The organism is Paraburkholderia sp. SIMBA_030, from assembly GCF_046535245.1.
In the GTDB taxonomy this organism is placed as follows: Bacteria; Pseudomonadota; Gammaproteobacteria; order Burkholderiales; family Burkholderiaceae; genus Paraburkholderia.
The window spans coordinates 1-23,830 of sequence record NZ_JAWRXB010000012.1 but is presented as its reverse complement, the minus strand read 5'-3'; the positions used below and the strand labels follow the sequence as shown (position 1 = coordinate 23,830).

Below are 23,830 nucleotides of genomic sequence, written 5' to 3'. Positions count from 1 at the left end.
CCAGAATAGGCGATCCATCCGCTCGCCCTCTGTACACCTGCCATGTCCGACACACTGACAGATGTTGCCGAAGACCGCACCCTGCGCCATTGGACATTCCGCGGCCCCACCCGCGTGAAGACCGGTTCAGAAGCGCACAAGCAGATGTTTTGCCGCATGCTGCTTGAAACCCACAACCCCTACAAACCGACCGTGATCGAATGGCCGCCGCTGCCGCCGGACGCGCTCGAACGTCCATGTTCGCTGCCGATCTGGGACATCGCGGTGCAGACCGAAGGCCGCGCGTCGATCGATGTCCGCACCTATGCCGAACAGATCGGCGATCCGCTGCTGCGCGAAGCGCTCATGATGGATGCGGACGAAGAAGCGCGCCACAAGCGCGTGCTCTCCAGGCTGATCGCCGCATACGGCATCGAGATCGCGCCCGAGCCGCCCTACCCGGCGCCGCGCGACGCCGAGTGGGCCTGGATGCGCACCGGCTATAGCGAATGCATCGACAGCTTTTTCGCCTTCGGCCTGTTTCGCTCGGCGCAGCAGTCGGGGTATTTTCCCGAGGCGCTGGTCGAGACCTTCGAGCCGGTGATTCAGGAAGAGGCGCGCCATATTCTGTTTTTCGCCAACTGGGTCGCGTGGCATCGGCGCACAATGCCATTGTGGCGACGGCCCTGGCATGCGCTGCGGGTTGCCGCGATCTGGACCGTGCTGATCTGGCAGCGCATCGCCATCGCCAAAAATATCGACGCCCAGGGCGTCGCCCACGATTCCAACTTCTTGCCCGAGAGCAGCAGCGTGATCGGCGAAGCGATAGAAGTAGGCGAACTGATCGAACTGTGCCTTGTGGAAAACGACCGGCGCATGAGCGGTTACGATGCGCGACTGCTGCGGCCGCGGCTAGTGCCGAGCCTCGCACGCTTTGCGCTACGCTTCATGAAACCGTCGCGCCGAACCGGCCGCATCAATCAAGGAGACGTCGGCCATGACATGGACCGTCGATGAACAACTGGCTTTGACGTCGATTCAGGCAGTCGAGGCGATCCAGTCGGGGCGACTCAAAGCCGCCGACTACATCGCCACGCTGCTGGCCCGCGCCGCCTCGCTCGCAAGCCTCAACGCGCTGACCACAATCGATCTGGACGGAGCGCTGGCCGCCGCGCGGCGCATCGACGCGTTATCGCCCGAAGCAAAAGCGCAATTGCCGCTCGCGGGTCTCGCCATCGTCGTGAAGGACAACATCAACACGGCCGGCCTGCAAACTTCGGCGGGCACGCCCGCGCTCGAAAATTTCGCGCCGAAGACCAACGCGCCTTCGGTGCAACGTCTCATCGACGCCGGCGCGATCGTGCTCGGCAAAGCCAACATGCACGAACTCGCATTCGGCATCACCAGCACGAACCTCGCCACGCATGCAGGCCCGGTACGCAATCCGTACGACCCAACGCTGATTCCGGGCGGCTCGTCGGGCGGCACCGCCGCGGCAATTGCCGCGCGCATCGCGCCCGCGGGTCTGGGCACCGATACCGGCGGCTCCACCCGCATTCCGGCCGCCTTGACGGGCATTGCGGGGTTTCGTCCTTCGGTGGGCAACGGCGGCGCACAGCGGCGCTATCACGATCCGCACGCCGTGGTGCCGATCAGCCATACGCGCGATACGGTCGGACCGATGGCGCGCACGGTCGCCGACATTGCATTGCTCGACGGTGTGATCACCGGCGCGGGTCCGTTGCCGGCGGTCGCGCTGAACGGACTGCGCATCGGCTTGCCCGCGCCGCTGTGGGAAGGGCTCGAAAAGCAGGTGGAAGACATCGCGCGCGCCGCGTTGAGCCGGCTCGAAGCGGCCGGCGTAACTTTCGTGCCGGTTGAGATGAGCGACCTGGAAACCTTGAACGCCTTGGTGGGCGGGCCGATTGCGATCCACGAGGCGCGCGAGGACGTGCTCGCCTGGCTCGTCGCCAACGACGCGCCGGTCAAAACCGTGGCCGAAATGGCGGCCCGCATTGCGAGCCCGGATGTGCGCGCCATCTACGATGCCGTCCTCGCCGATGCGCTCGGCGCGCAATACGAAGCGGCGCTGAACCAGTGGCGGCCGCGCTTGCAGCAATATATCGCCGTCACCTTCGCGGACAATCGTCTCGACGCGCTGCTGTTTCCGACCACCCGCCTCGCCGCGGTACCGGTCGACGACGTGCACGGTTCGTCGACGGTATCGATCGACGGCGCCGCGCCGATCGATACGATGGACGCGTTTCTGCGCAATACCGATCCGGCCAGCACATCGGGCATCCCGGGGCTATCGCTGGCTGCGGGGATGACGCGAGGCGGCTTGCCGGTCGGTCTCGAACTGGATGGCCCGCTAGGCAGCGACCGGCGGCTGCTGGCGATCGGCGTCGCGTTCGAGGAATTGCTCGGCGTGCTCCCCGCGCCGGCGCTTTGATGCGGACGCAAAACCGCGTGCCGCGAGTCCTGTTGCGAAACCCGCGGCGAAGCGCCGCGGCGTTAGCGGTCACGCTATCGGTCGCGTTCGCCGGCGCCTGTGCGCGCCTCGCCGCTGTCGATTCCGACGCGCTATGGAAGATCGTCGATCTGCGCTGCGTGCCGTCGCAGCAGGCCACCGGCACGCCGGGCCAGTGCGCCGCCGTCGATCTCGACAAACGCTATGCGATTCTGAAGGACATCGTCGGCCGATCGCAGTATCTGCTGATTCCGACCGACCGCATCACCGGCATCGAAAGCCCGCGCGTGCTGGACGCCCATGCGCAAGACTACTGGGCCGACGCGTGGGCGTCGCGGCACTACGTGGAGAAGTCGGTCAAACGATCGCTACCCGACAATCGGCTCGGCCTCGAGATCAACTCCGCTTTCCGGCGCTCGCAACAGCAACTGCATATTCATATCGACTGCATGCGCGGCGACGTGAGTGGCACGCTTGCGCGTCACGCGCATGATGCGCCCGGCACGTGGCGCTGGGACACGTTCGACGGAAACCGCTATCGGATCATGCGAATCACCGCGCTCACGCAAGGAAGCGATCCATTCCATCTGGTCGCGCGCGATAACAACGGGGCCGATGCGATGGCCACGCAAACCATTCTTGTGACGGGCGCGGGGCCGTCGGCCGAGCAGGACGGCTGGCTGGTGGTGAATAGCGGCACCGCGGTCGACAACGGCAGCGGCACGGCGGAAGGATTGCTCGATCATGCCTGCCGGGTTGCGGACGGCGGCGTTGCGGACGTCGGCTGACGCACCTTCGCGCCATCACGTTTAGCCTTCGCCTATGCACGATTTTGCCGATGCATTGCTGAACAAAATGGTTTTGGCGCAGCGGATTGCTCCGTAGGATCGGCCTGACCGTGCATTCCGACCGATCCAACCGATGGCGATTTATCTCGACGATACTCAACGCAAAGCGCTCGCCCGGCTCGCCGCGAGCTGGACATGGCGCACCCAGTGGCCGACGTGGGCGCTGCTCGTGACAATCTATGGAGGATGGTTCGGCGTCGCGACGCATGCGCGCGATCTCGGCTTGCCTCTGACCACCACACTGCTGGCGCTGCTGGGCGCGTGGTACATGTCCCTGCAACACGAACTGATGCACGGCCATCCGACCCGCTCGCCGCACATTAACGCACTGCTGGGTTTCGCGCCGCTGGCGGTATGGTTTCCGTATCGCATCTATCGCGACTCGCATCTTCAGCATCACGACGATCCGCAGCTGACGCGCCCCGGGCACGACCCTGAAAGTTACTTTGTGAGCCACAGGGTGTGGGCTCGTGCGGGCCGGCCGATTCGTGCGCTGCTGACATTCCGCAATACGTTTATCGGCCGCCTGCTGGTCGGGCCGGCGTTCGCGATTGCGGCAACCGGCATAGATGCATTGGCGAAAATCAAACGAGGCGATTGGCGCGACGCACCGGCGTGGCTTGCTCACTTCGCTGCGCTGGCCGCGCTGACGATATGGCTCCAACATGCTTGCGGGATACCTGAGTGGCTGTTCATTGCCGGTGTGGGTTATGGCTCGCTGGCGCTGGGCTCGATCCGCTCGTTTCAGGAACATCGCGCGGCGCAGGCTCACGCGCATCGCACCGTGATCAATGAGGCGGCGTGGTTCTGGCGGCTGCTGTTCCAGAACAACAACTATCATCTGGTGCATCATGACTTGCCGCACGTGCCGTGGTTTGCGCTGCGGGAGGTCTATGAGACGTCCCGCCAACAATATGTTGAACGCTCCGGAGGCTTTCTAGTCAAGGGTTACAGCGAATGGTTCAGGCGATATGGACTCACTGCGGTGGCGCATCCGGTGGCTGGCGTTAGCTCCGATCGCTTCTGAGGAAATCCGCCAGCATCCGTCGGTTTTGCAGGTAAATTGCAGGTAAAATTCGTGGTAGTTGTCCGTGACTGAACTCGCCATGAAGCTCACCTATCAGCTCCTGCTGAACGCGAAACCACAAGCCAAGCCCTATAAGCTGACCGACCGCGATTCGATGTATTTATACGTATCGATCACGGGTACGAAGACGTGGAAATTCGACTACCGACTGGACGGCAAGGCTTGCACGTACACTCTCGGGCGCTTCCCCGATCTATCGCTTCATGACGCACGAGAATTGCGAGGCAATGCTGCCAAGCTGGTCGGGGCCGGCATCCATCCCAAGGCTCATGAAAGGCGACTCCAGCAAGAGACCATCGCCCATCGCAAGAACACGCTTTGGCCTATCTGTGAGGAATGGCTGAACGACAACCGCGGAAACTGGACTGCCTACTATCACAGTCAAGCCACGCGTTTCCTCACACGCTACGTGAAGAGTTCGCCACTTGGCACCATGCCGGTCCGTGACATCAAGGTGGCACATATCTATGACCTGCTGCAGTCGATTGCAAAGCGCAAAGCTCTTTCAGGCGATGAACGCAAGGCCGAGGGTGCCCCCATATCGCAATACGTCTGCGTCAACATCTTGATGCGATATTCGGGCGAGCGATTATTAGCGGGCGAGTGGACGCGAATCCTGTCACAGCGCTCAAACCATCGGATGTGGTGACGCTGCCGCCTACGCGCCACAATCGGGCACTGCAAGCTAATAAACTCAAGCACTTGCTGGTTGCGCTCTCGGTTGCGGGAACTCCGCTCACCCGATTGGCAATGCGTCTGCTGTTGCTCACCTCGGTGCGTACTGTCGCGTTACGAGGTGCGACGTGGAGGGAGCTCAACTTGGAATCAGCGATATGGGCCATTCCCGGCGAACGCATGAAGATGGGACATCCACATATCGTGCCGCTGAGCGCCCAAGCAATTGAGGTCTTGAAAAACGTTCGGCAAATTACACAAGCTAAGGGCGCTGACGACTGCCTATTCCCTAACGTCCGAGACAAATCGCGCCCTATGGCAGCTACCATCAATGCGGCCTTGGTCCGTGCTGGATTCAATCAGGAACGTCTGTTCAGAGCACACGGCGCTCGAGGTACATTTAGCACATGGGCGCACGAAGAGGGATTCGCCCCAATGGCGATTGAACGGCAGTTAGCTCACGTCGAGAGAAATCGCGTAAGTCGCGCGTATAACAAGGCCGAATTTCTTCCTGAGAGACAGAGGATGATGCAGGATTGGGGAGACTATCTGCAGCGCATAGACGGTTGATTCTGTGTAGCAAGTTGCTTGCACCTCATCCATCTCTGCGCCTCGCTTCTTTAGACCGTTGGAGGGTCAGAAGACTCCAATACTTGCTTGGCATGCGCTGCCGAGTTTCATCTCCCTGCCCAGCCATGCTCTAGCTAACGCCCCACTCATACGACGAAAACTGGGTAGCCGCGAGACAACAAAAATGCGCCCCATGACGCTCGCTCATTGAGGGTTAGTGTCGAATCGTCGAGTAGCGCAAGGGAATTGCACCCTCACGCTCTCACGGCGCTGTCACGTTGGCGGGGTTTTCGCGTAACATGTTCGTCAAGGCTGCGGCCCGTGTCAACAACCGCGCAGAAAACAGCCATCAACCCACGCGGGAGCGCGAGCGGCGCATGCGAGGCTTTCGCGATCCGAAGCGCACGCAGGCATTCCTGTCGAGCTTCGGTCCGATCCGGCAGCACTTCGCACTAAAACGACATCTGCTGCGCGCTTCCCTCTATCGCAAACACCTCGCGACCCGGTTCGCCGCACGGCGTGAATTTACCAACGTCACCCAAACTCCGTCGAACGCTTTCTGAGCCACAGCGCCTTATGCATCAATATCGACGAAGTCCCGCAAGTTGACAGTGCCGTGACGAGCTGCGTGCGGGTTTCGGTGTAGGCTGATCCCCTACCCCTATGTCGAAGACGACTTGAGGGAAGGACGGCTGCAAGCGGTGCTGGAAGACTGGAGCACAGTGGAAACCACGCTCTACGCGATCCATCCGTCGAGGCAGCACGTCGCGCCGAAGATCCGTGCTTCTCTTGGTTTCCTCATGGATGAATTTGGGCGACCTTCGGCGCGTATTGATTAGTTATTCGAAAAATATTGCTTCAACCCATAGACCAGGCCCGCAAAGGGAATGCCTAATGCAGCGTACACGGCCCGCGCCTCCGGCGCCGCGTTGTCGGCAAGCATCTCGACGGCGACGTTCGAGTAACCAACCGGAATCACGCCCGCCTGCTCCATGCGACGAATTCCCATGTCGACCTGCGTCCGGCTGAAACCGCCTGACGCGTCAATAACCGCATAGCTCGAATAGCCATCCGCGATGGCCGCAATGGACGGGAACGCGAGGCAGACATCGGTCGAAATACCCGTGATGATCAATTTCCTGCGCCCCGTGGCCTTCACCGCCGCGACCACGCGCGGTTCGTCCCAGGCGTTGACCGTCGTTCGCTCGATGCGCTCGACTCCGGGAAGCGCCTCGGTCAACTCCGGAATCATTGGCCCCCACATGTTTTCCGTGGTGGTCGTGACGACCACCGGTACCTTGAGCGCGAGCGCGGCCTTCGTGAGTCCAACGACGTTGTGCGTGAGTTCCAGGGTATCGATGTCGCGCACACCGCTGTACAACCCGACCTGGTGATCGACGAGCAGCAGAGCCGCATTGTCACGAGTCAGGCGTTCAAGGAACTGCGACGGATTGGCGTTCATAGCTGTATCTCCTTTCGATGAGTTAGCTGCGTTGGCTTCCGATTCAGCGCCCGCGCCGATAGCCTGTCGCGCCGCCAAACAACGTCGCGCGCTGCGACCAGTCGTGCGTCTTTTCCCACAGATGCAGGACCTCCATGGCCTCGCCGCGGAATTGCGCATCCTGCTCTGCGGTGGCGGTCACAGCCGTTAGCTCGAGGCGGTGCCCGGATGGGTCGAAGAAGTAGATCGAGTACAGGAAGTCGTCATGGTTGGTCGGGCCGACAACCGGGATACCGCGCGCCATCAGCGATTCCCTGGCTCGCTCAACCGTCTCCTTGTCTGCCACGCGAAAAGCAAAATGTTGCACCCAGTCCGGCGTTCCGGAGTCTCTACCTGACGCCTCCCCCTCGTCGGCCGGCAACTCGAAGAACGCGATGCAGGCGCCATCCTCCATTTCGAAGAAGATATGAATATGCGGGCTATAGATACCCGTCGAGGGCACATGATCCTCGCCCATCGCATGAATAAACTTCAGGCCGAGCACTTCTGTATAGAAGTCAGCTGTCTCGCGCGCGTCCCGGCAACGAAACGCTGCATTATGCAAACCCTTGCAAAGCATCGTATGTTCTCCTTTGCGGTACGCCAATCGGGCAAACCCTATCGTGTCGCCGGCACGAACCGCTGGTCGATATAGCCAAAAACAGACTGGTCGTCGTGACCCACATGCTCGATACGCACGCGGTCGCCGAAGCTGAAGAAAGGCGTGGATGGCTTGCCGTCGCGCAATGTTTCGAGCGCCCGGATCTCGCCAATGCAAGCGCACCCGGCCGACTCATCCTCGTTCGACACGGTGCCAAGTCCGACGATGGTGCCTGGCTCGAACGCCCGCGTTTGCGCCACGTGGGCGATCAGATCGCCGTAGTGAAACGGCGTGTCGATACCGGTATCGATACGGCCAACCGCTTCACCGCGCACCGAGCACAGCATCTGCCCTCCCACGAGACCGTCGTGCCAAAGCTCGCCAAGCTCGTCCGGTGTCACGGCAATGGGGCCGAGGCTCGAGGCGGGCTTGCCGGTCAGGAAACCGAAAGTCCGCTTCAGTTCGCCGGGAATCAGCGCGCGCAACGACACGTCATTGAGCAGCACGAATAGCCGGATGTACGAACACGCTTCCTGTGGCGTCACGCCCATGGGAACGTCCCCGGTCACCGCGGCGATCTCCGCTTCGAAATCAATACCTAATGCATCCGAGGGCAGCGGAATGTCATCGTCCCAGCCGAAAAAGCCATGCGAAATCCCCTGATAGACCAGCGGCTTCTCCATCAGATCGTCCGAAAGCGCTTCCTTCCGAGCAGCACGGTTGCGCTTGATGTGACTGACATAGGCTGCGCCGTCAAGGTACTGATAGGCACGCGGCAGAGGCGGTCCAACTTCGCTCCAATCGATAGGCAACGCGCCTTGCGTCAGGGTCTCCGCCAACTGGCTCGTCGCCTTGCATCGCTCCAGCGCATCCCGATGCTGCTGCATCAGCGCATCGGTTGCGCCGCCGACCTCCCGGCGTGCGGCCTCGAGACTCCCCTCGCTCGCCCACCGGATACGCTCCGGCATGGCTTCATACAGGCGCGCATAGTATTCGAGCACAGTGATCATCGACCATGGCGCGTCGTTGTCACGCAGGTTCAGCGCGCTCGACACCCGATGCATGCGTGCAAGACTGGCCAAGTCCGGAACATCGCCGCACACCTCGCGAAACAGGCGGATAAGCGGATCGACCGACTGCGACCGCCTATTGCTCACGTGTCGCCCCGTCGGCGCTGATCACCTTCGAGAACATGGCATCGCACAGCGCCCGCCAACGCAACAGTTCCGCCCGCTCTCCTATGTGCATCATTTCTGCCGCCCTGCGGATGGAAATGCGCTGACTGCGCAGTTCGTCTGCAACCCGATCCGCCAGATCAGGAAAGTCGAGCGAGCGCCCTTTCGTCTCGATAGCTTTGCGAAGCTGTGATTCCTGATACAGCGTGAATTTGTCCGGCGCACCGAAGTAGCCGTTGCGAACAACATGCGTCAGGGTATCCGGAAACGTCTGCCCGAAAATATGCAGCAACTCAAGGCTATCGCGCTGCCGGTTGATCACCCATAGCACGACAAGTTGCCGATCCAGTTCATCCAGCGTTCGGGCCAGCGTCCCGCCGTATCGGGTATCCCCTGTCTGATTGCGTGCTGCGGTGTTAACGATCACTGCCGCGTCCCGGTGTGTATCGCAGAAGTTGACGAATCCGATCCAGCCATCTGCATCGTCGAGATCATAGGCGGCGCACCTGATTTCGTCCCTGAGCGCTTTCATGACATCAGGATTCGACGTATCGGTTTCCAGCAGCACCGCATGGATATCCCGTCGCTGCAAATAATCTGCCAGGGCAAGCGTCACCATGCTTTTTCCAACGCCGCCCTTACTGCCGCCGACAAGATAAATCGGGTGAGTCGTATCCATGATCAATCTCCTAAAGGTTTTCGATATCAGGCCGGATTTCAAACGAGAACGCGTCCTGAATCTCCATTGATCCCGGCTGGTTTACGCCCCTTCCACTTTGTCGTCGTTTGATGTCATGTGCGTCGCTCACGCGCGCGCCCTTTCGCTTTGCAGCCTGCTTCGGGCGGGACAAATGCTCGGCCTCGCGCGTTCCCTGTGGATTGGCTTTTCTGGAAGCCGCGTCAGACGATGCTGGACGATACAGCGCATATTTGGCTGCGCCAATACTCACATCAAGCCCCTTATGCACAGCCTCCTGAACAATTTCCTCGAGCGTATAGCCTTTTGCCTGGGTGGCAGTGATATGCGCCCGAAGCTCTTTTATCGCATCGCTGACCGTGACGCGTTGTTAATTCCGGGGTTTTTCCGGTAATGCCTCAAGGGCATGGACAAACTCATCCCACCGCGCCCGTGTGTAGCTCTTTCCACCCGGCATGATTCGCTCCCATGCGTCGCCATCGGGACCATCATGCGAATCACGAAACGCCCCGTCAATACCCCTTCCGGCGATGAAATTACACGATCGGAATCAGTCGGAATACGCAGGAAACAGACGGAACACAGAAATGTTTTTTGACGCACTGCTCGAGTCAACAACCTTCAAGAGGGCACATCGCAGACCTTGGTGAATGAGGTATCAAACTGCCGCACAGCGGCGCGCGGCCGCACGCACTTCACCCCCGGAACGTGAATCACGTAGTGAGCAATCCCGCAAACGCAGCGCCTGCAAGACTCAAGCGACCATACCGGCAGACTTGATCTAGTAGCTCTGCCGACCGCTTGCGCCCACATCACAAATCGGCAAACGTGAGCTAGCCGACATATGGCGGGAACCCGTCAGACTGAAGCGACACACCAGCGCGACCTGCAGTATTGCCCTGTGCAAATTCGCCCGGATGACCTCGCAAACTGCGAGCTCAGAGCCCTCAGACTGCCACTGCCAATCCCTCGACCTCACGAGATGTACTAATCCGAATCGACTGGACACGCTAACAAACTGTCTGCACAGAACCAACGGAATCGCGCGGGTGACCTCTCAGACTCAGCAGATCAACCTCGCGGAAAATGCCAAACTCCACGGCCGAAATACAACATTCGAAAAGTGATGGCAGGATAGGCTACCGCCGGTTTTGGGCGCCATGTGCAACGCACCTCCACTAGATAAACATGGTCGTGGCCTTAGTAACCTTGCGCTTGCTACCAAGCGCTCGCGTGTTGATCAGGATGCTGTTGCATAATCCGGTAATGTGATCGTTCAGATCAGCGAGAATGGTGAGCTGTGTTCGAGGTCACCAGAATAGCTCGCCGCCTGCAGCGGAATTGAGAGGCTGAGAACTCGTCACTGTTCTGCCATTTGGGGATTTTGCATAAAAGGAATTGAATAGGGGTAGGAAACGGCGATCGCCGTCCCCTCCCTCCGAACCCGGTGTGCAGTTTTCCCGCGACGGGCTCTCCAGTCAGTTGTTTCCACATCGGGATTGGCGCGCCAATCGAAGGGCCTCGGACATCGTGAACAGCCCAAGATCAGCGAAGAAGGCATTTGGCCACCGCGTATGATCGCGAAGGCATCGACCCTGACCCGGACGATGAAGCTGTCGGCGCAGGATCGCTCGCAGACGGCGACGAACAAAGCCATCGACGGACGAGAAGGTGTATCGATGGGCATGCTGGAAATAGCCGAACCAGCCACGCAGGAGTGGATTGATCGAGGCAATGGTGTCCTCGATCGAGTCACCCCGGTTACGCCTGGTCAGGGCCCGGATTTTATCCCGCAGCCCGATGAGACTCTTCTTGCGCACCCAACGTTGTCCCTCCTCGAACCGGTAGCCCAGAAACTCGAACCCATGACCCTCCAGCCGACAATCCCCAACGTGGGTTTTGTCGGGATGCAGTGTCAAGCCGTTCGCATCCACCCAAGCCCGCATGCGAGTGAGCGCAGCTTCCGCTTCCTCACGTGTACGGCATAACACCACGGCGTCATCCGCGTAGCGCACCATGACCAGCCCTGCCTGTCGCATTTCCACGTCAAGCTCGTGCAGGTACAGATTTGCCAACAAGGGGCTGACAACCGCCCCTTGAGGACTGCCGGAAGTCGGCGTCCAGCGCGTCATGTCTTCCATGATGTCTTGCTTGAGAAAGTACTGGATGAGTTCCAGAACCCGGCCGTCCGAGATTCGCCCTGCCACTCTCGCAAGAAGAGGTGAGTGTGGAATCGAGTCAAAATAGCTTTGCAGGTCGGCATCGACCACCCAGCAGTAGCCCGCTTTCACATGCCGGTCCACTTCGCGCAGCGCATCCTTGCAACCCAAGCCCGGGCGAAAGCCGTAGCTTCTCGGCTCGAACTCATGCTCAAAGATCGGCTCGATTACCAGCTTCAGGGCCGCCTGAACGACGCGATCCTTTACAGCGGGTATACCGAGCGGACGACGTCCTTTACCTTTTGGTATGTAGACGCGCCGCACCGGCTGCGGGCGATAGCTACCATCCTGCAATGCTTGCGCCAGTTCAGCAAGGTAGCGGTCCCGCGCTTGCGCGAATCGCTTCACGCTCATGCGGTCCACTCCCGCCGCCCCGGCGTTCTTCTCGACCTGAGCCCACCCCAGCGCGAGCGTGTCCAGGCGAAACACCTTGTCAATCAGACTGTGCCACTTACCTCCTTTAACTCCGTTTCGTAGAGCAGCCAACATAGCGTCCGTCCAGATTGAAGCTGACGCGAATTTCCGCTGCACGCAGCTTCCCAGCGCGTCTGCATCTCGTCTAGTCGTTTCCGACACTGGCGATGCTTCGATCTTCATCTCTGCTTCCTTCCGGTCTTTTGCTATCAACTTTCCTGCCCCGCTTCCCTAGTGCGCCTTTTGCTCTGACGCAGGTCTCCACGGCTCGACTCTTCCGTGTGCAGTACTATCGGGACTCTGACTCCTGCCAGCGTTCACCTCGCCGGCAGGTCTCCCCGCTTGCTTCGTGCCACCGTCCCATCGTTCCGTCCTCAACCACGTGGTACGCCACCGCACCGCTTTGTCCGCCACGACAGCGTGCTGTGTTACTTCCAGGCTTCGCCACTTTAGTGCAGGCTCGCCGCCATACCCCGCCGAAACAGGTTCGTTAACCTACGGACCGACAGTTCGCTTCCGGTTACTCCCCACCCCGCCTCACGACGACGCAGTTACCTTCGGCTACGGAGCTGTGGCCAACTCCGGCAGGGACTTGCACCCTGCAAATGGCACGCCATCACGGGCGTACACTAAACCGCTGACGCGGTATGGTGGCTGACCGACGTCCCCGTCCTCGCACGCCAACGATCGGTTAGCGGGTCAGGAAGTCGTTGACGGTCAGCCGCAACGGTTCGTCGGGCCGCGCCAGTAAATTTTCTTTGGGCGACCGCGACAATGCGGTTGCGGCCGTTTTTGAACGTCCTGAGTGTGCGCCTGGCGTCTGCGTCGCGTGGCAGCCAGAAGTGTTCTTCGAGTACGTCGCGTGCAACCACGCCTTCGACCTCGCGCCCGCGGATCGACAGCACGAAAACCACAGCGCGTCCGTCCGACGAGACGGCGGGCGCGCGATCAAGAACCTCCATGACATACCTCGACAATATCATTCGCGGTCTTTGTATTTGTACTGCGCCGCTAAGCGATAAATTTACCAGAAGTTGAAAGCAGCACGATCGTCAATGACGCAACGATTCACCCTCACTCAACCAGCCATTCTCCGGCTGGAATGACGTGTTCCCTGACCCGGGCATGACAGTGGCCGCCATTGACCGGCTCGTACAGCATTCGACGATCTTCGAGCTGAACGTCAAAAGCTATCGTCGTCGTAAGGCTAGCGACAAACAAAGCACTCGGGCGGCCGTGCTGCTTGACGCTGTCCAGCGTGCGCACCGCTGAACAGCTGGGACTCAGTGAGTGACAGGTTTCGCGGTCTCAGGCGCCGCTTCGAGGCATCGGGTGCCGCTGGTCTCGTTTCGGCCCGCCACGGCAAACCGGGCAACCGGTGATTGTGGATGAATATGCGGGCACGGGTGATCGCCATCATCCGCGAGCGCTGTTCACTGTGGGTGCGCGCCACAAGACGCAATATCGTCCATCGTAATGACCGCCAACCGCAACTGCTCGCGCAACCAGGCCAACCCGGCATCCGCCGTGCGATGTTTATGCCACTGAACCGTCTGGTGCATTGCCGGCATCGGCAACGGCACGTCGCGAATTACGATGGGATCGCGGCGCTGCGCGAGTGTCGCGAGCCTGCGATGTACCCTGGCAATGCGCTGTGTTCCCACGACGAGTTGTGGGGAAGCCGCGAAGCTGTAGGTCGTCACCTCCACGCGTCGCGAGACGCCCAGGCGCTGAACGAACCAGTCCTCCAGCGCGGGCTGGCCCTGCCCCGGCAACACCACGATATGGCCCGCATCCAGATACGACTCGCGCGTAAGTGGCGTGCTCGCGAGCGTTGCCCTATCCCATAACACGCAGCAAAACTGTTCGTCGAGCAAGGTCTCGGCAGGATGCGCATCGGAACAATACTCGCGCGGAATGATCAGCAGATCCGCATCGGCCCGTTCAAGCGCACGCTCGGGATGGGCAACCTGCGGGCGAAGATCGATGCGGATGTTCGGTGCTGCGTCGTACACACGCGCGAGGACGTGCGGCATGAGCGTCATCAGCGTGTAGTCCGACACCAGCAGACGGAATTCGCGTGTCGAATCTGCAGGCACGAACGCGGGCTGCGTCGACACCGTCGCCTCGATGCGGACCAGCACGTCGCGCACGGCATTGGCGAGTCCCTCGGCACGCGGCGTCTGTTCCATCTTGCGGCCCACCTGCACCAGCAGGTCATCGTTGAAATACTCACGCAGCCGCGCAAGCGCGTTGCTCATTGCCGACTGGCTCAAATGCACACGCTCCGCCGCGCGGCTGATGCTGCGCTCGCTGAGCAGCGCGTCGAGCGCCACGAGCAGATTGAGATCCAGCTTGTTAAAGCGCATACATCCCGTCTCCGATTGTTCTTGTCGCGAGGCTCCGCACGAGCTCAGCGCGCCGTAGCGATCGCTGGCCGGTCGCCCGACCTCCAGGGTTGACCCTTGGTATTCAGCAAATCGATTTGGCGAATGGATCGAATCCATTTCTCAGATAGATCGACGCATCTTAACCTAGCCGCACCCACCACAAAAACATCACAAAGCGAGTCGCGGATTCGCTGAGGAGACACTATGCAGGGCACACTGAAACGCATCGGCAGCGCGTGCGCGCTGGCTTCGTTCACCACTTTGATGTCTATCGCACAGCACGCGCAAGCGTTTGAGGGCGGCATCTCGCCCTACCCTGCGAGCGCCACTGGTGACAACATCGCATCCATGCCGCCGTTTCCGGGCCTGTTCGCGTTGCAGCAGTTCAATTACAGCTTTTCCAACGGTCTGTACGGCAACGACGGTTCGAAACTTCCCGTGCCGTTTCATTCGTCCGTGGCCACGTCGGTGACGCGTCTGCTCGCGTCGTATCCACTGCAGTTCTATGGCGCGCGCTTCTATTCGCAGCTTGTGATTCCCGTGGTTTCGCTGCATACGACCGTGGCAGGCCAGCATTCGACACAGAACGGACTGTCGAACATCACCGTGTCGCCCCTGATCGTCGACTGGCGGCCGACGCGCACGCTGTCGTTCGCCACGGGCCTCGACATTGCGCTCGAAACCGGCTCTTACAGCGCAACGAAGGCGAGCGTGGCGGTGGGCTACACGTCCTTGCAACCCGTGTTTGCGGTGCGCTACGACCAGCCTGGCGGCCTCGATATCGGGCTCTCGAACCGCTTCCTGATCAACCAGCGCAACTCGACGACGAACTACACCTCGGGCGATGCCTACCTCGGCGAAGTCGAAGCGGGCTGGCATCTCGGGCACTGGAAGCTCGGCGTGGTGGGCTCCTACCTCAATCAGTACAGCAACGATAGACAGAACGGCACGCCTGTGGCATCCGGCGATCGCACGCGCAGCTTCGGCGTCGGCCCGTCGATCGTCTACGACGCAGGCACCATGAAGATCAATCTGAACTACCAGCAAGGCATTTACGCGGCGAACACGTCGAAGAGCAATAACGTCTGGCTCAACATCGCGATCCCGCTGATGTAACGCACCGCCCCGGCTTCAATCTTCAGCAAGGAAAACTCGAAGAAATGTTCCGTTACTTCCCAACCAATTACGTCTGGAATCTCTCGATCGATCTCGCGATCGAAATGGGCGCGCGCATCGGCGAGATAGAGGCGATGTGCGCGCCGCTCCAGGAAGCCGCGAAGCAAGCCGACGCGGAAGGCACGCGCGCGTTTCGCGAAACATGGGTCGGCATGGCCGACAAGCTCAGCGAACTTGCTCAGGATGACGAATCACGCGGCCGTCTTCTTTCTGCAGGTGCGAAGTACAAGCGCGCGAGCATCTATCTGCTGACGAGCGAGCGCATGCTCGCGCATGATTCTCCGGGTCGCAAGGAACTGTACCGGCGCGAACTCGATGTCTTTGAGAAAGGCATCGCGCTCGCGGGCGACGACTGCGAACGCGTGGAGATTCCGTATGGCGACGGTCATCTCGCGGGTCTCTATGTGCGTGCGAAGAACGCGCCCGCGCGCGCCCCGCTGCTCGTGCAGGTCAATGGGCTTGATTCAACCAAGGAGATGAAATACTTCGTCGGCCTGCCTGCGTGGCTCGCGCAGCGTGGCGTGTCCTCGCTCATTGTCGATCAGCCGGGCACAGGCGAGGCGCTCCGCCTGCATGGCCTCACCGCCTTTTACGACAGTGAGCGCTGGGCGAGCCACATCGTCGACTGGCTTGAAACGCGCGACGATGTCGACCCGCACCGCATCGGCATGGAAGGCGTCTCGCTCGGCGGCTACTACTGCCCGCGCGCTGTGGCCTTCGAGCCCCGGTTTGCGTGCGGCGTGGTGTGGGGCGCGAATCACGACTGGCGTGACGTGCAAAAAAAGCGTCTGCAACGCGAAGGCGATTTTCCCGTGCCGCATTACTGGAAGCACGTCTGCTGGGTGTGGGGTGCGAAGGATATCGACGACTTCATGCGTATCGCCGAAAACGTGCATCTCGACGGCGTGCTCGATCGCATCCGCGTGCCGTTCCTCGTCACGCACGGCGAAAAGGACACGCAGATTCCGCTCGCGTGGGCGCAGCGCACCTATGACCAGCTGGTCAACAGCCCGCGTCGCGAACTGAAGATTTTCACGGATCGCGAAGGCGGCGCTCAGCACGCGAGCTTCGACAACCCGATCAACGCCGGCCATTACATCGCCGATTGGGTCGCCGAAGCGCTCGGCGGACGCACTCGCCTCCAATCGGCTCTCAACTCTCTTTAACTCTGCAAGTCTCAAGGAATTCAGGCATGAACATCATCGGCCCCGACTGTCTAGTCTTTGGCGTGGACGACGTCGCCGCGTGCAGCCAGTATCTCGTCGATTACGGCCTGCTGGCGGTCGCCGCCCGCCACGACGGCGAGGACGCGAGCGCAGGCGGACGCTTCGAGGCGCTGGATGGCACAGCCATCGAAATCCGCCCTGCCGACGACGCGCGCCTGCCGCCCTCGCTGGGCACCGCCAGCCTGCTGCGCAAGACGATCTACGGCATAGCCGACGCGGTCGCGCTCGACCAGATCGCCACCGAACTGCGCAAGGATCGCGAAGTCCACGCACTCCCCGACGGCTCGCTCGAAAGCACCGACGACATGGGCTTCGCGCTCGGCTTCCAGATCAGTGTGCGCCGCCCGCTCTCGCTGGCCGCTGAAGCCATCAACGCGCCCGGCGCCCCTGCTCAGCGCGCGCCGAACGTAATCGCCTCGAACGACGCCGCCGTGCTCACCCCGCGCACACTCTCGCATGTCGTCTACTTCGTGCCGGACGCAGCGCGCGCCGAAGCGTTTTATGTCGAGCGTCTCGGCTTTCGCTGCACGGATCGCTTCACGGGAGTCGGACCGTTTTTGCGCCCGGCGGGCACGCTCGACCATCATACGTTGTTCCTGATCGAGACGCCGCCGTTCATGAAGGGCTGCGAGCATTTCACGTTCCACATGGGCGGGCCGAGCGAAGTCGTGCAGGCAGGCACGCGCTTCGTCGAAAAGGGTTATCAGTCGTTCTGGGGACCGGGACGTCATCGTTTCGGTTCTAACTGGTTCTGGTACTTCAACAGCCCGTTGGGGTGCCACGTCGAATACGACGCCGACATGGATCTGCACGACGACGAGTGGCAGGCGCGCGCGGCGCCGATCAGCGCCGACGCCTCGCAGCTGTTCCTGCTCCAGCATCGCGAGAAGTGGGCACCAGGCGGCCCGCCGCCTGCGGCTCGTTGAATGCAGCGTGAAGCGCGATTCCGGACCGCGACCTTGCTCTATCTGACCGATCTCGACGCATTGCCGGTGCCGTGTTCGCGCGGCTTCGACCCGCACGGCGAGGGCCACGCGACGCTGTTCGTCGTGCGTCACGCGAGCGGTGTGCGCGCGTGGCGCGACGCGTGCCCGCACTACGGCGACACGCCGATGGCCTGGCGCAAGGACGCCTGGCTCGACGCAAGCGGGACGCGCATCGTGTGCCATGCGCACGGCGCGTTGTTCGACATCGAGAGCGGCGTCTGCGTGAAGGGTCCGTGCCTCGGCCAGCGGCTCACGCCGGTGCCGCTGCACATCGATGAACACGGGCGAGTGTTTCTGCAAGACCCCACCACAAAACAGCAACACCAGGAGACATCACCATGAACCAGCCAATGCGCCGCGTACTCGTCGTGGGCGGCGGATTTTCCGGCATGACGACGGCGATCGAATGCGCGAAACGCGGCTTCGAGGTCGATCTCGTCGAGATCGACGCGGGCTGGCGCTCGTATGGCGCGGGCATCAGCATCGGCGGCCCGACGTTGCGCGCGCTGCGCACCGTGGGCGTGCTCGACGCGCTTCTTGCGCGCGGCCATGCGGGCGACGGCGTCAATCTGTTCGCGCCGGACGGCACGCCGCTCGGCACGCTGCCAACCCCACGCGTAGCCGGCGACGACGTGCCCGGCGGTGGCGCGATCATGCGCCCGGTGCTCGCCGAGATCCTCGCGCAGGCGACGCGCGCGGCGGGCGTGAACGTCAGGCTCGGCTGCACCTTCGAGCGGCTCGATGCGCACGCCAATCACGTGAGCGTCACGCTCACCGACGGCAGCAAGGCGCGCTACGACCTCGTGGTCGGCGCGGACGGCCTCTATTCGAAAGTGCGCGCCGCCACCTTCGCGGATGCGCCCACGCCGCGCTACACCGGCCAGGGCGTCTGGCGGGCGGTGCTGCCGCGCCCGCAGGACGTCGTGTGCGCGTCGATGTGGCTCGGTCACAAGGTCAAAGCCGGCCTCAATCCCGTCTCCGCCGACGAGATGTACCTCTTCGTGACTGAGGACCGCCCGACGCGCGATTACGTCGACGCGGCCGCCGCGCCGGACATGCTGCGCGATCTGCTCGCGGGCTTCGGCGCGCCGGTCCTGCGGACCGTGCGCGAGCAGATCGGCGCGGATTCGAGCGTGATTTACCGCCCACTCGAAAGCCTGCTGATGCAGCGGCCGTGGTCGCGCGGGCGCATCGTGCTCTTGGGCGACGCCGTGCACGCGACCACGCCGCATATGGCGTCGGGCGCGGGCATCGGCATCGAGGACGGCATCGTGCTCGCGGAAGAACTCGCACACCACGCCGCACCTGCCGACGCGCTCGCAGCTTTCGAGGCACGTCGCTTCGAACGCTGCCGGCTCGTGGTCGAAAACTCTGGGCGCCTCGGCGAAATCGAAATCGCCAACGGCGACCGCGCCGAACACGCGCGCATCATGCATGAGACGCATCACTATCTCGCGCGCGCGATCTGAGGAGAAGCGGATCATGGACAATCAGGCCGCGCTCACGCCGGGCGTTACCACGCCCACACCCGTTCAATCGCTCGGTAGTTACCGCCGGGCCGCCTTCGCAGCACTGATGGCTGCCCACTGTGCAGGGATGGTGGATCTCGTCGCACTGCCCGTGTGGGTCGCCACGCTGATTGGCGGCTTGCGGCTTGACCCGCAACACGCCGGCGCCCTCCCCACCCTGTTCCTCGTGGGCGTGGTAATGAGTAGCGTGGTGTGCTCGCCGCTGCTGTTACGGCTATCCGCACGGCTGCTGCCCACGCGCGTCTTTGTGACGGCGGGCTTCGCGCTCGCGGCGCTCTCCTTCTATGGCGCCGGGCTGGCAGCCACCTATGCCGCGATGGCCGGGCTGCATCTGCTGGCGGGACTCGCCGCAGGGTCCAGCCTGAGCATCACGCACGGCACGATCGGCCGCAGCGCAAACCCGCACCGGCTGTTCGCGTTCGCGGGTTTCGCGCTCGGTGCGTTTTCGATCGCGTTTCTCGGTTTGACGCCGCACGCGGTGGCCGCCTATGGTCCGCGGGCCTTTTTTTCGATCGTCGCCGTCGTGATGACGGTCGCTGCTCTGATCAGCGCGTTGGCTTTCCCGGCCGTGGCAAGTGTCGGCGTGCAAGCCGCGCCCGCCAGGCCAGCGAAGCCGCACCTTGCCGCGCCCGTCTGGTTCGCGATCGCAGGCGTGAGCTGCATGGCGCTCACGCAAGCGATGCTGGCGAGCTTCGTCGCGCGCATGGGCATGGAGCGCGGTTTCGGGCTCGCGGCAGTCACCTCGGTTCTGATCGCGCTCGGCCTCGTCAATCTGCTGCCGGCGCCGCTCGCCGCGCTAACGCAGCACCGCCTTAACGCACGCGCCGTCGTGCTCGCGGGACCGCTCGGGCAGGCGGCGCTCGCACTCACGATCACGCTCGGCAGCGGCTTCTCGCCCTACGCTATTGCAACCGCCCTGTTTCCTGCCGTGATGATCTTCTGCCACACCTACGCATTCGGCCTGCTGTCGCGCATGGACGCGAGCGGTCGGGCCGCCGCCGCCACGCCCGCGATGGTGATGGCGGGCGCCGCCGCCGGGCCGCTGCTCGGCGGCGCGCTCGTCGAGCACTTTGGCTATGGCAGCCTGGGCTGCGCGGCGCTCGTCGTGGGCGCGCTCGCGTGCTGCTGCTTCGCGCGCATTCCGCGCTCCATCGCCACTTTTGACACCTCAGGACAGAACCCATGAAACCCGTGCGCCGCTTTATCGATCTGTCGATCTATCTCGAGAACGACGTGCTCTCCGATCCGCCGCCGCTCGCGCCGAAGATCACCTATCAAACCCACGCAGACACGCTGCCCGAATTCATGGCGATGCTGCCCGGCACGCGCGCCGTGGACTATCCCGACGGCGAGGCCGCTGCCGCCGAATGGGTCACGCTCACGACGCACAGCGGCACCCATCTCGACGCGCCATGGCATTTTCATTCGACCATGGACGCGCGCTTCGGCGAGCCGCGCCCTTCCATCACGATCGACGAAGTGCCGCTCGAATGGTGTTTCCAGCGCGGCGTGAAGCTCGATTTCCGCCATTTCCCCGATGGCTACGTTGCCACCGCCGCCGACGTTGAAGCCGAACTCGCGCGTATCGGCCACACGCTGGAGCCGCTCGACATCGTCGTCGTCAATACTTGTGCGGGCTCACGCTACGGCCACAACGACTACGTGAGCGCGGGCTGCGGCATGGGGCGCGAAGCGACGCTCTATCTGCTCGAGCGCGGCGTGCGCCTCACGGGCACGGATGCCTGGAGCTGGGATGCGCCCTTCGCTCATACCGCGCGGCAGGTCGCGCAAACCGGCGACACGTCGCTGATCTGGGAGGGTCACAAGGCGGGCCGCGAAATCGGCTACTGCCATCTCGAGAAACTGCACAACCTCGAAGCGCTGCCGCCGCACGGTTTCACGATCAGTTGCTTTCCGCACAAGATCCGCAAAGCGTCGGCGGGCTGGACGCGCGCCGTCGCCATCATCGAAGAGGAGGCGGCATGAAGTTCGCCACCCGACGCACTGCCTGCCGCGACGGCGAACTCCTGATCGTGTCGCGCGACCTCACGCGGGCGGTCTGCGCGCACGATATTGCTCCGTTGCTGCTCGATGCGCTCGAACGCTGGGACGCCCTCCTCCCGCGCCTCGCGGCGCGCTACGAAGCATTGAACGCGGGACAACTTGAAGACGCCTTCGCCTTCGATCCGCGCGCCTGTGCCGCGCCCTTGCCGCGCAGCCCGCAATGGTGCGACGCGTCGGCGTTCCTGAATCATGGGCGGCTGATGGAGCGCGCGTTCAATACCGAGCCGATCCCCGACTTCGACACGATTCCCGTGATGTACCAAGGCGCGAGCGACGATTTCCTCGGCGCGACCGACGACGTGCCGTTGCCCGACGAAGCACACGGCATCGACTTCGAAGGCGAATTCGGCGTGATTACCGGCGCGGTCCCGATGGCGGTCAACGCGCGCGACGCGCTAGCTCATATTCGCCTGCTGGTGCAACTGAACGACTGGAGCCTGCGCGCACTCGGGCCCCGCGAAATGAAGACCGGCTTTGGCTTCCTGCAGGCGAAGCCCTCGACCAGCTTCGCGCCCGTCGCGGTTACGCCCGACGAGTTGGGGCTCGGCTGGCGGGATGGACGTGTCCACCTCCAACTGCACGTCGAATGGAACGGCGCGTGGTTCGGCAATCCTTCAGGCCGCGAGATGAACTTCGACTTCGGCACGCTCATCGCGCACGCCGCGCAGACGCGGCGTCTTCGCGCCGGGACGATCATCGGTTCGGGAACCGTATCGAACGCCGATCGCACCGTTGGATCGGCTTGCATTGCGGAACGGCGCGTGATCGAAATACTCGAGCACGACGCGCCGGCCACGCGTTTCATGCGGTTCGGCGACAGCGTCCGTCTGGTCGCGCTTACCGAACAGGGCGAAGCGCCATTTGGTGCGATCGATCAGAAGGTTCAGCGTGCGGAAAACGGTTGAGGCGCAAAAAAGCATGATGCGCGAGATGCCCGTGAACGGAGCCTCAACCAAGGCGCCCACGCGCCGCACGTCGGCTCAACTGCTGTCGTAAGCGAGCCACACGATAAGTATCCGGTGAAGCCCCCCAGTCCAGCCCGCGCGCAAGCTAGTGCGCTTGCGTGTGGTTTCAAGCGATGAGGAAGCAACACGTCAATCTCAGGCGCGATGTGTCGGCAAGCGGGTCAGCACGTCCTTTAGATAGACGTGCGAATCGTGCCCGTTCAGTTGTGCCGAGCGGATCGGGCTCATGATGGTGGCGACACGTTCGCCGGTGCGAGGAGAGCCCGCAAACAACCCGTTTCCCTTCCCCTCGCCCAGGGACGGATCTGCTTCTCAACGATGCGACGGAAACGGATTGCGTCATGCTGCCCTCACCTCGGTCTGGATATCCAGCTCGCCGCACAACGCATGGAAATAGCCCGCGAAGTTCGGATCGCTGCGCGCGCCGATCGGCGAACGCGCGGCAATGTCGATGTCGTAGATCTTCTTCACCTGCGAGAAGCCGCTGCCGAGCACCTCGACGCGTTTGGACAACGCGACGGCTTCGTCGATATCGTGCGTGACCAGCACCACGGTCTTGTGGAACGTCTCGACCGCTTCCATCAGCACGCCCTCCAGATAGAGGCGCGTTTGATAGTCGAGCGCCGGGAACGGCTCGTCGAGCAGGATGATGTCGGGATCGTTGATCAGCGTGCGGATCAGCGGCACACGCTAGCGCATGCCGCCCATCGCCTGCCGCGATAGACGATGTCGCCGCTATCGGCCTCGAGCAGCCCCGCGATCACATTGAAGACGTCGTCTTGCCGCAGCCCGACGGCCCGATGATGCTGACGAAATCACGCTCGTGGATGTCGAAGGTGAGACCGCCGAGTACATCGACCGAACCCCGTTTGTTCGAAAACGATTTACGGATGTTGCGTAATGCGAGCTGAACTGACATGCATGCTCCTCGATCACGATTCATGGTGCGCCGGCACAAGCCGCCGCCGGCTGATCAGAGACCGCGCGGCGTGGCGAGAAAACGGCGGCGCATCGGCTTGAGCACGGCAATGGCGAGCAGCGCGGTCACGATGTCGAGCGTGATCGCCGTGGCGAACACCGGCACCCAGCTTCCCGCGTGCTGGTGCAGCAGCGCCGCCAGCGGGCCGCCGAAGATCGAACCGATGCCTTGCGAGATATACAGCCAGCCGTAGTTCTCGGTGGCGTGGCGGGTGCCGAAGGTATCGGTCAGCGTCGAGGGGAACAGCGAAAAAATCTCGCCCCAGCCGAAGAACACCACGCCCGACAGCAGCACGAACAG

General features: G+C 62.3%; 24 protein-coding genes and 4 pseudogenes. 16 read left to right on the top strand and 12 right to left on the bottom strand.

Going from position 1 to position 23,830, the window contains the following annotated elements; all coding sequences use genetic code 11:
- The first annotated feature begins 42 nt into the window (after positions 1–42).
- The 7 genes and pseudogenes from SB772_RS21085 to SB772_RS21055 form a co-directional block, all read left to right on the top strand.
- Positions 43–996 carry a ferritin-like domain-containing protein gene (locus tag SB772_RS21085; RefSeq protein WP_410835149.1) on the top strand — a complete coding sequence of 318 codons (954 nt, stop codon included), beginning with the start codon at positions 43–45 and terminating at the stop codon, positions 994–996.
- Positions 977–2,431, top strand: coding sequence for an indoleacetamide hydrolase (gene iaaH, locus SB772_RS21080; protein ID WP_410835148.1), 1,455 nt, complete (start codon positions 977–979; stop codon positions 2,429–2,431). The genes SB772_RS21085 and iaaH overlap by 20 nt, the downstream gene beginning before the upstream one ends.
- The gene (locus SB772_RS21075) at positions 2,431–3,237 is read left to right on the top strand and encodes a CDP-diacylglycerol diphosphatase (RefSeq protein WP_410835147.1); all 807 of its coding nucleotides are present in this window, start codon (positions 2,431–2,433) and stop codon (positions 3,235–3,237) included. Before iaaH ends, SB772_RS21075 begins: the two co-directional genes overlap by 1 nt.
- A gap of 133 nt (positions 3,238–3,370) precedes the next feature.
- Positions 3,371–4,324: a fatty acid desaturase gene (locus SB772_RS21070; protein WP_410835146.1), complete on the top strand. Its 954-nt coding sequence runs from the start codon at positions 3,371–3,373 to the stop codon at positions 4,322–4,324.
- Between the two features lie 79 nt (positions 4,325–4,403).
- Positions 4,404–5,033, top strand: coding sequence for a tyrosine-type recombinase/integrase (locus tag SB772_RS21065; protein ID WP_410835145.1), 630 nt, complete (start codon positions 4,404–4,406; stop codon positions 5,031–5,033).
- Positions 4,988–5,629, top strand: coding sequence for a tyrosine-type recombinase/integrase (locus SB772_RS21060; protein WP_410835144.1), 642 nt, complete (start codon positions 4,988–4,990; stop codon positions 5,627–5,629). Before SB772_RS21065 ends, SB772_RS21060 begins: the two co-directional genes overlap by 46 nt.
- Positions 5,630–5,922: 293 nt before the next feature.
- A pseudogene (locus SB772_RS21055) lies at positions 5,923–6,192 on the top strand (IS6 family transposase); the annotation flags it as partial.
- A gap of 272 nt (positions 6,193–6,464) precedes the next feature.
- Here SB772_RS21055 and SB772_RS21050 read toward each other — a convergent pair.
- From SB772_RS21050 to SB772_RS21020, 7 genes are all read right to left on the bottom strand, one after another.
- Positions 6,465–7,091 (bottom strand): isochorismatase family protein, encoded by a 627-nt coding sequence (locus tag SB772_RS21050; RefSeq protein WP_410835143.1) that lies wholly within the window; start codon positions 7,089–7,091, stop codon positions 6,465–6,467.
- Positions 7,092–7,134: 43 nt separating this feature from the next.
- A complete protein-coding gene (locus SB772_RS21045) occupies positions 7,135–7,689 on the bottom strand; it encodes a VOC family protein (RefSeq protein ID WP_410835142.1) in 555 nt (184 codons plus the stop codon).
- 38 nt (positions 7,690–7,727) lie between these two features.
- Positions 7,728–8,867 carry a fumarylacetoacetate hydrolase family protein gene (locus SB772_RS21040; RefSeq protein WP_410835141.1) on the bottom strand — a complete coding sequence of 380 codons (1,140 nt, stop codon included), beginning with the start codon at positions 8,865–8,867 and terminating at the stop codon, positions 7,728–7,730.
- Positions 8,857–9,564: a P-loop NTPase gene (locus SB772_RS21035; protein ID WP_410835140.1), complete on the bottom strand. Its 708-nt coding sequence runs from the start codon at positions 9,562–9,564 to the stop codon at positions 8,857–8,859. The genes SB772_RS21040 and SB772_RS21035 overlap by 11 nt, the downstream gene beginning before the upstream one ends.
- A gap of 10 nt (positions 9,565–9,574) precedes the next feature.
- Complete coding sequence (locus SB772_RS21030) at positions 9,575–9,853, bottom strand: hypothetical protein (RefSeq protein WP_410835139.1); 279 nt, start codon at positions 9,851–9,853, stop codon at positions 9,575–9,577.
- 1,207 nt (positions 9,854–11,060) lie between these two features.
- Positions 11,061–12,398: a group II intron reverse transcriptase/maturase gene (gene ltrA / locus SB772_RS21025; protein ID WP_410835138.1), complete on the bottom strand. Its 1,338-nt coding sequence runs from the start codon at positions 12,396–12,398 to the stop codon at positions 11,061–11,063.
- Between the two features lie 446 nt (positions 12,399–12,844).
- The gene (locus SB772_RS21020) at positions 12,845–13,177 is read right to left on the bottom strand and encodes a DUF1488 family protein (protein WP_410835137.1); all 333 of its coding nucleotides are present in this window, start codon (positions 13,175–13,177) and stop codon (positions 12,845–12,847) included.
- A 118-nt stretch (positions 13,178–13,295) separates the two neighbouring features.
- Here SB772_RS21020 and SB772_RS21015 point away from each other — a divergent pair.
- Positions 13,296–13,487 (top strand): annotated as a pseudogene (locus SB772_RS21015) (ATP-binding protein); the annotation flags it as partial.
- 161 nt (positions 13,488–13,648) lie between these two features.
- Here SB772_RS21015 and SB772_RS21010 read toward each other — a convergent pair.
- Entirely contained in the window at positions 13,649–14,584 is a 936-nt protein-coding gene (locus SB772_RS21010; protein ID WP_410835136.1) for a LysR family transcriptional regulator, read from the bottom strand.
- Positions 14,585–14,809: 225 nt separating this feature from the next.
- Between SB772_RS21010 and SB772_RS21005 the strand changes: the two genes are divergently transcribed.
- The 8 genes from SB772_RS21005 to SB772_RS20970 are packed head-to-tail and all read left to right on the top strand — an operon-like array spanning position 14,810 to position 22,491.
- Positions 14,810–15,721: a transporter gene (locus tag SB772_RS21005; protein ID WP_410835135.1), complete on the top strand. Its 912-nt coding sequence runs from the start codon at positions 14,810–14,812 to the stop codon at positions 15,719–15,721.
- Positions 15,722–15,765: 44 nt separating this feature from the next.
- Positions 15,766–16,947, top strand: coding sequence for an alpha/beta hydrolase family protein (locus tag SB772_RS21000; protein WP_410835134.1), 1,182 nt, complete (start codon positions 15,766–15,768; stop codon positions 16,945–16,947).
- Between the two features lie 26 nt (positions 16,948–16,973).
- Positions 16,974–17,933 (top strand): VOC family protein, encoded by a 960-nt coding sequence (locus tag SB772_RS20995; protein WP_410835133.1) that lies wholly within the window; start codon positions 16,974–16,976, stop codon positions 17,931–17,933.
- A complete protein-coding gene (locus tag SB772_RS20990) occupies positions 17,934–18,335 on the top strand; it encodes a Rieske (2Fe-2S) protein (RefSeq protein WP_410835132.1) in 402 nt (133 codons plus the stop codon).
- Complete coding sequence (locus SB772_RS20985; RefSeq protein WP_410835131.1) at positions 18,332–19,462, top strand: FAD-dependent oxidoreductase; 1,131 nt, start codon at positions 18,332–18,334, stop codon at positions 19,460–19,462. The genes SB772_RS20990 and SB772_RS20985 overlap by 4 nt, the downstream gene beginning before the upstream one ends.
- Positions 19,463–19,475: 13 nt before the next feature.
- A complete protein-coding gene (locus SB772_RS20980) occupies positions 19,476–20,708 on the top strand; it encodes an MFS transporter (protein ID WP_410835130.1) in 1,233 nt (410 codons plus the stop codon).
- Entirely contained in the window at positions 20,705–21,508 is an 804-nt protein-coding gene (locus SB772_RS20975; protein WP_410835129.1) for a cyclase family protein, read from the top strand. The genes SB772_RS20980 and SB772_RS20975 overlap by 4 nt, the downstream gene beginning before the upstream one ends.
- A complete protein-coding gene (locus SB772_RS20970; protein WP_410835128.1) occupies positions 21,505–22,491 on the top strand; it encodes a fumarylacetoacetate hydrolase family protein in 987 nt (328 codons plus the stop codon). The genes SB772_RS20975 and SB772_RS20970 overlap by 4 nt, the downstream gene beginning before the upstream one ends.
- A gap of 161 nt (positions 22,492–22,652) precedes the next feature.
- On the opposite strand, the pseudogene SB772_RS20965 reads toward SB772_RS20970, so the two are convergent.
- The 4 genes and pseudogenes from SB772_RS20965 to SB772_RS20950 form a co-directional block, all read right to left on the bottom strand.
- A pseudogene (locus tag SB772_RS20965) lies at positions 22,653–22,868 on the bottom strand (transposase domain-containing protein); the annotation flags it as partial.
- A gap of 22 nt (positions 22,869–22,890) precedes the next feature.
- Complete coding sequence (locus tag SB772_RS20960) at positions 22,891–23,238, bottom strand: hypothetical protein (protein ID WP_410835127.1); 348 nt, start codon at positions 23,236–23,238, stop codon at positions 22,891–22,893.
- A 73-nt stretch (positions 23,239–23,311) separates the two neighbouring features.
- Positions 23,312–23,470 (bottom strand): hypothetical protein, encoded by a 159-nt coding sequence (locus tag SB772_RS20955; protein WP_410835126.1) that lies wholly within the window; start codon positions 23,468–23,470, stop codon positions 23,312–23,314.
- A gap of 54 nt (positions 23,471–23,524) precedes the next feature.
- A pseudogene (locus SB772_RS20950) lies at positions 23,525–23,830 on the bottom strand (oxalate/formate MFS antiporter); the annotation flags it as partial.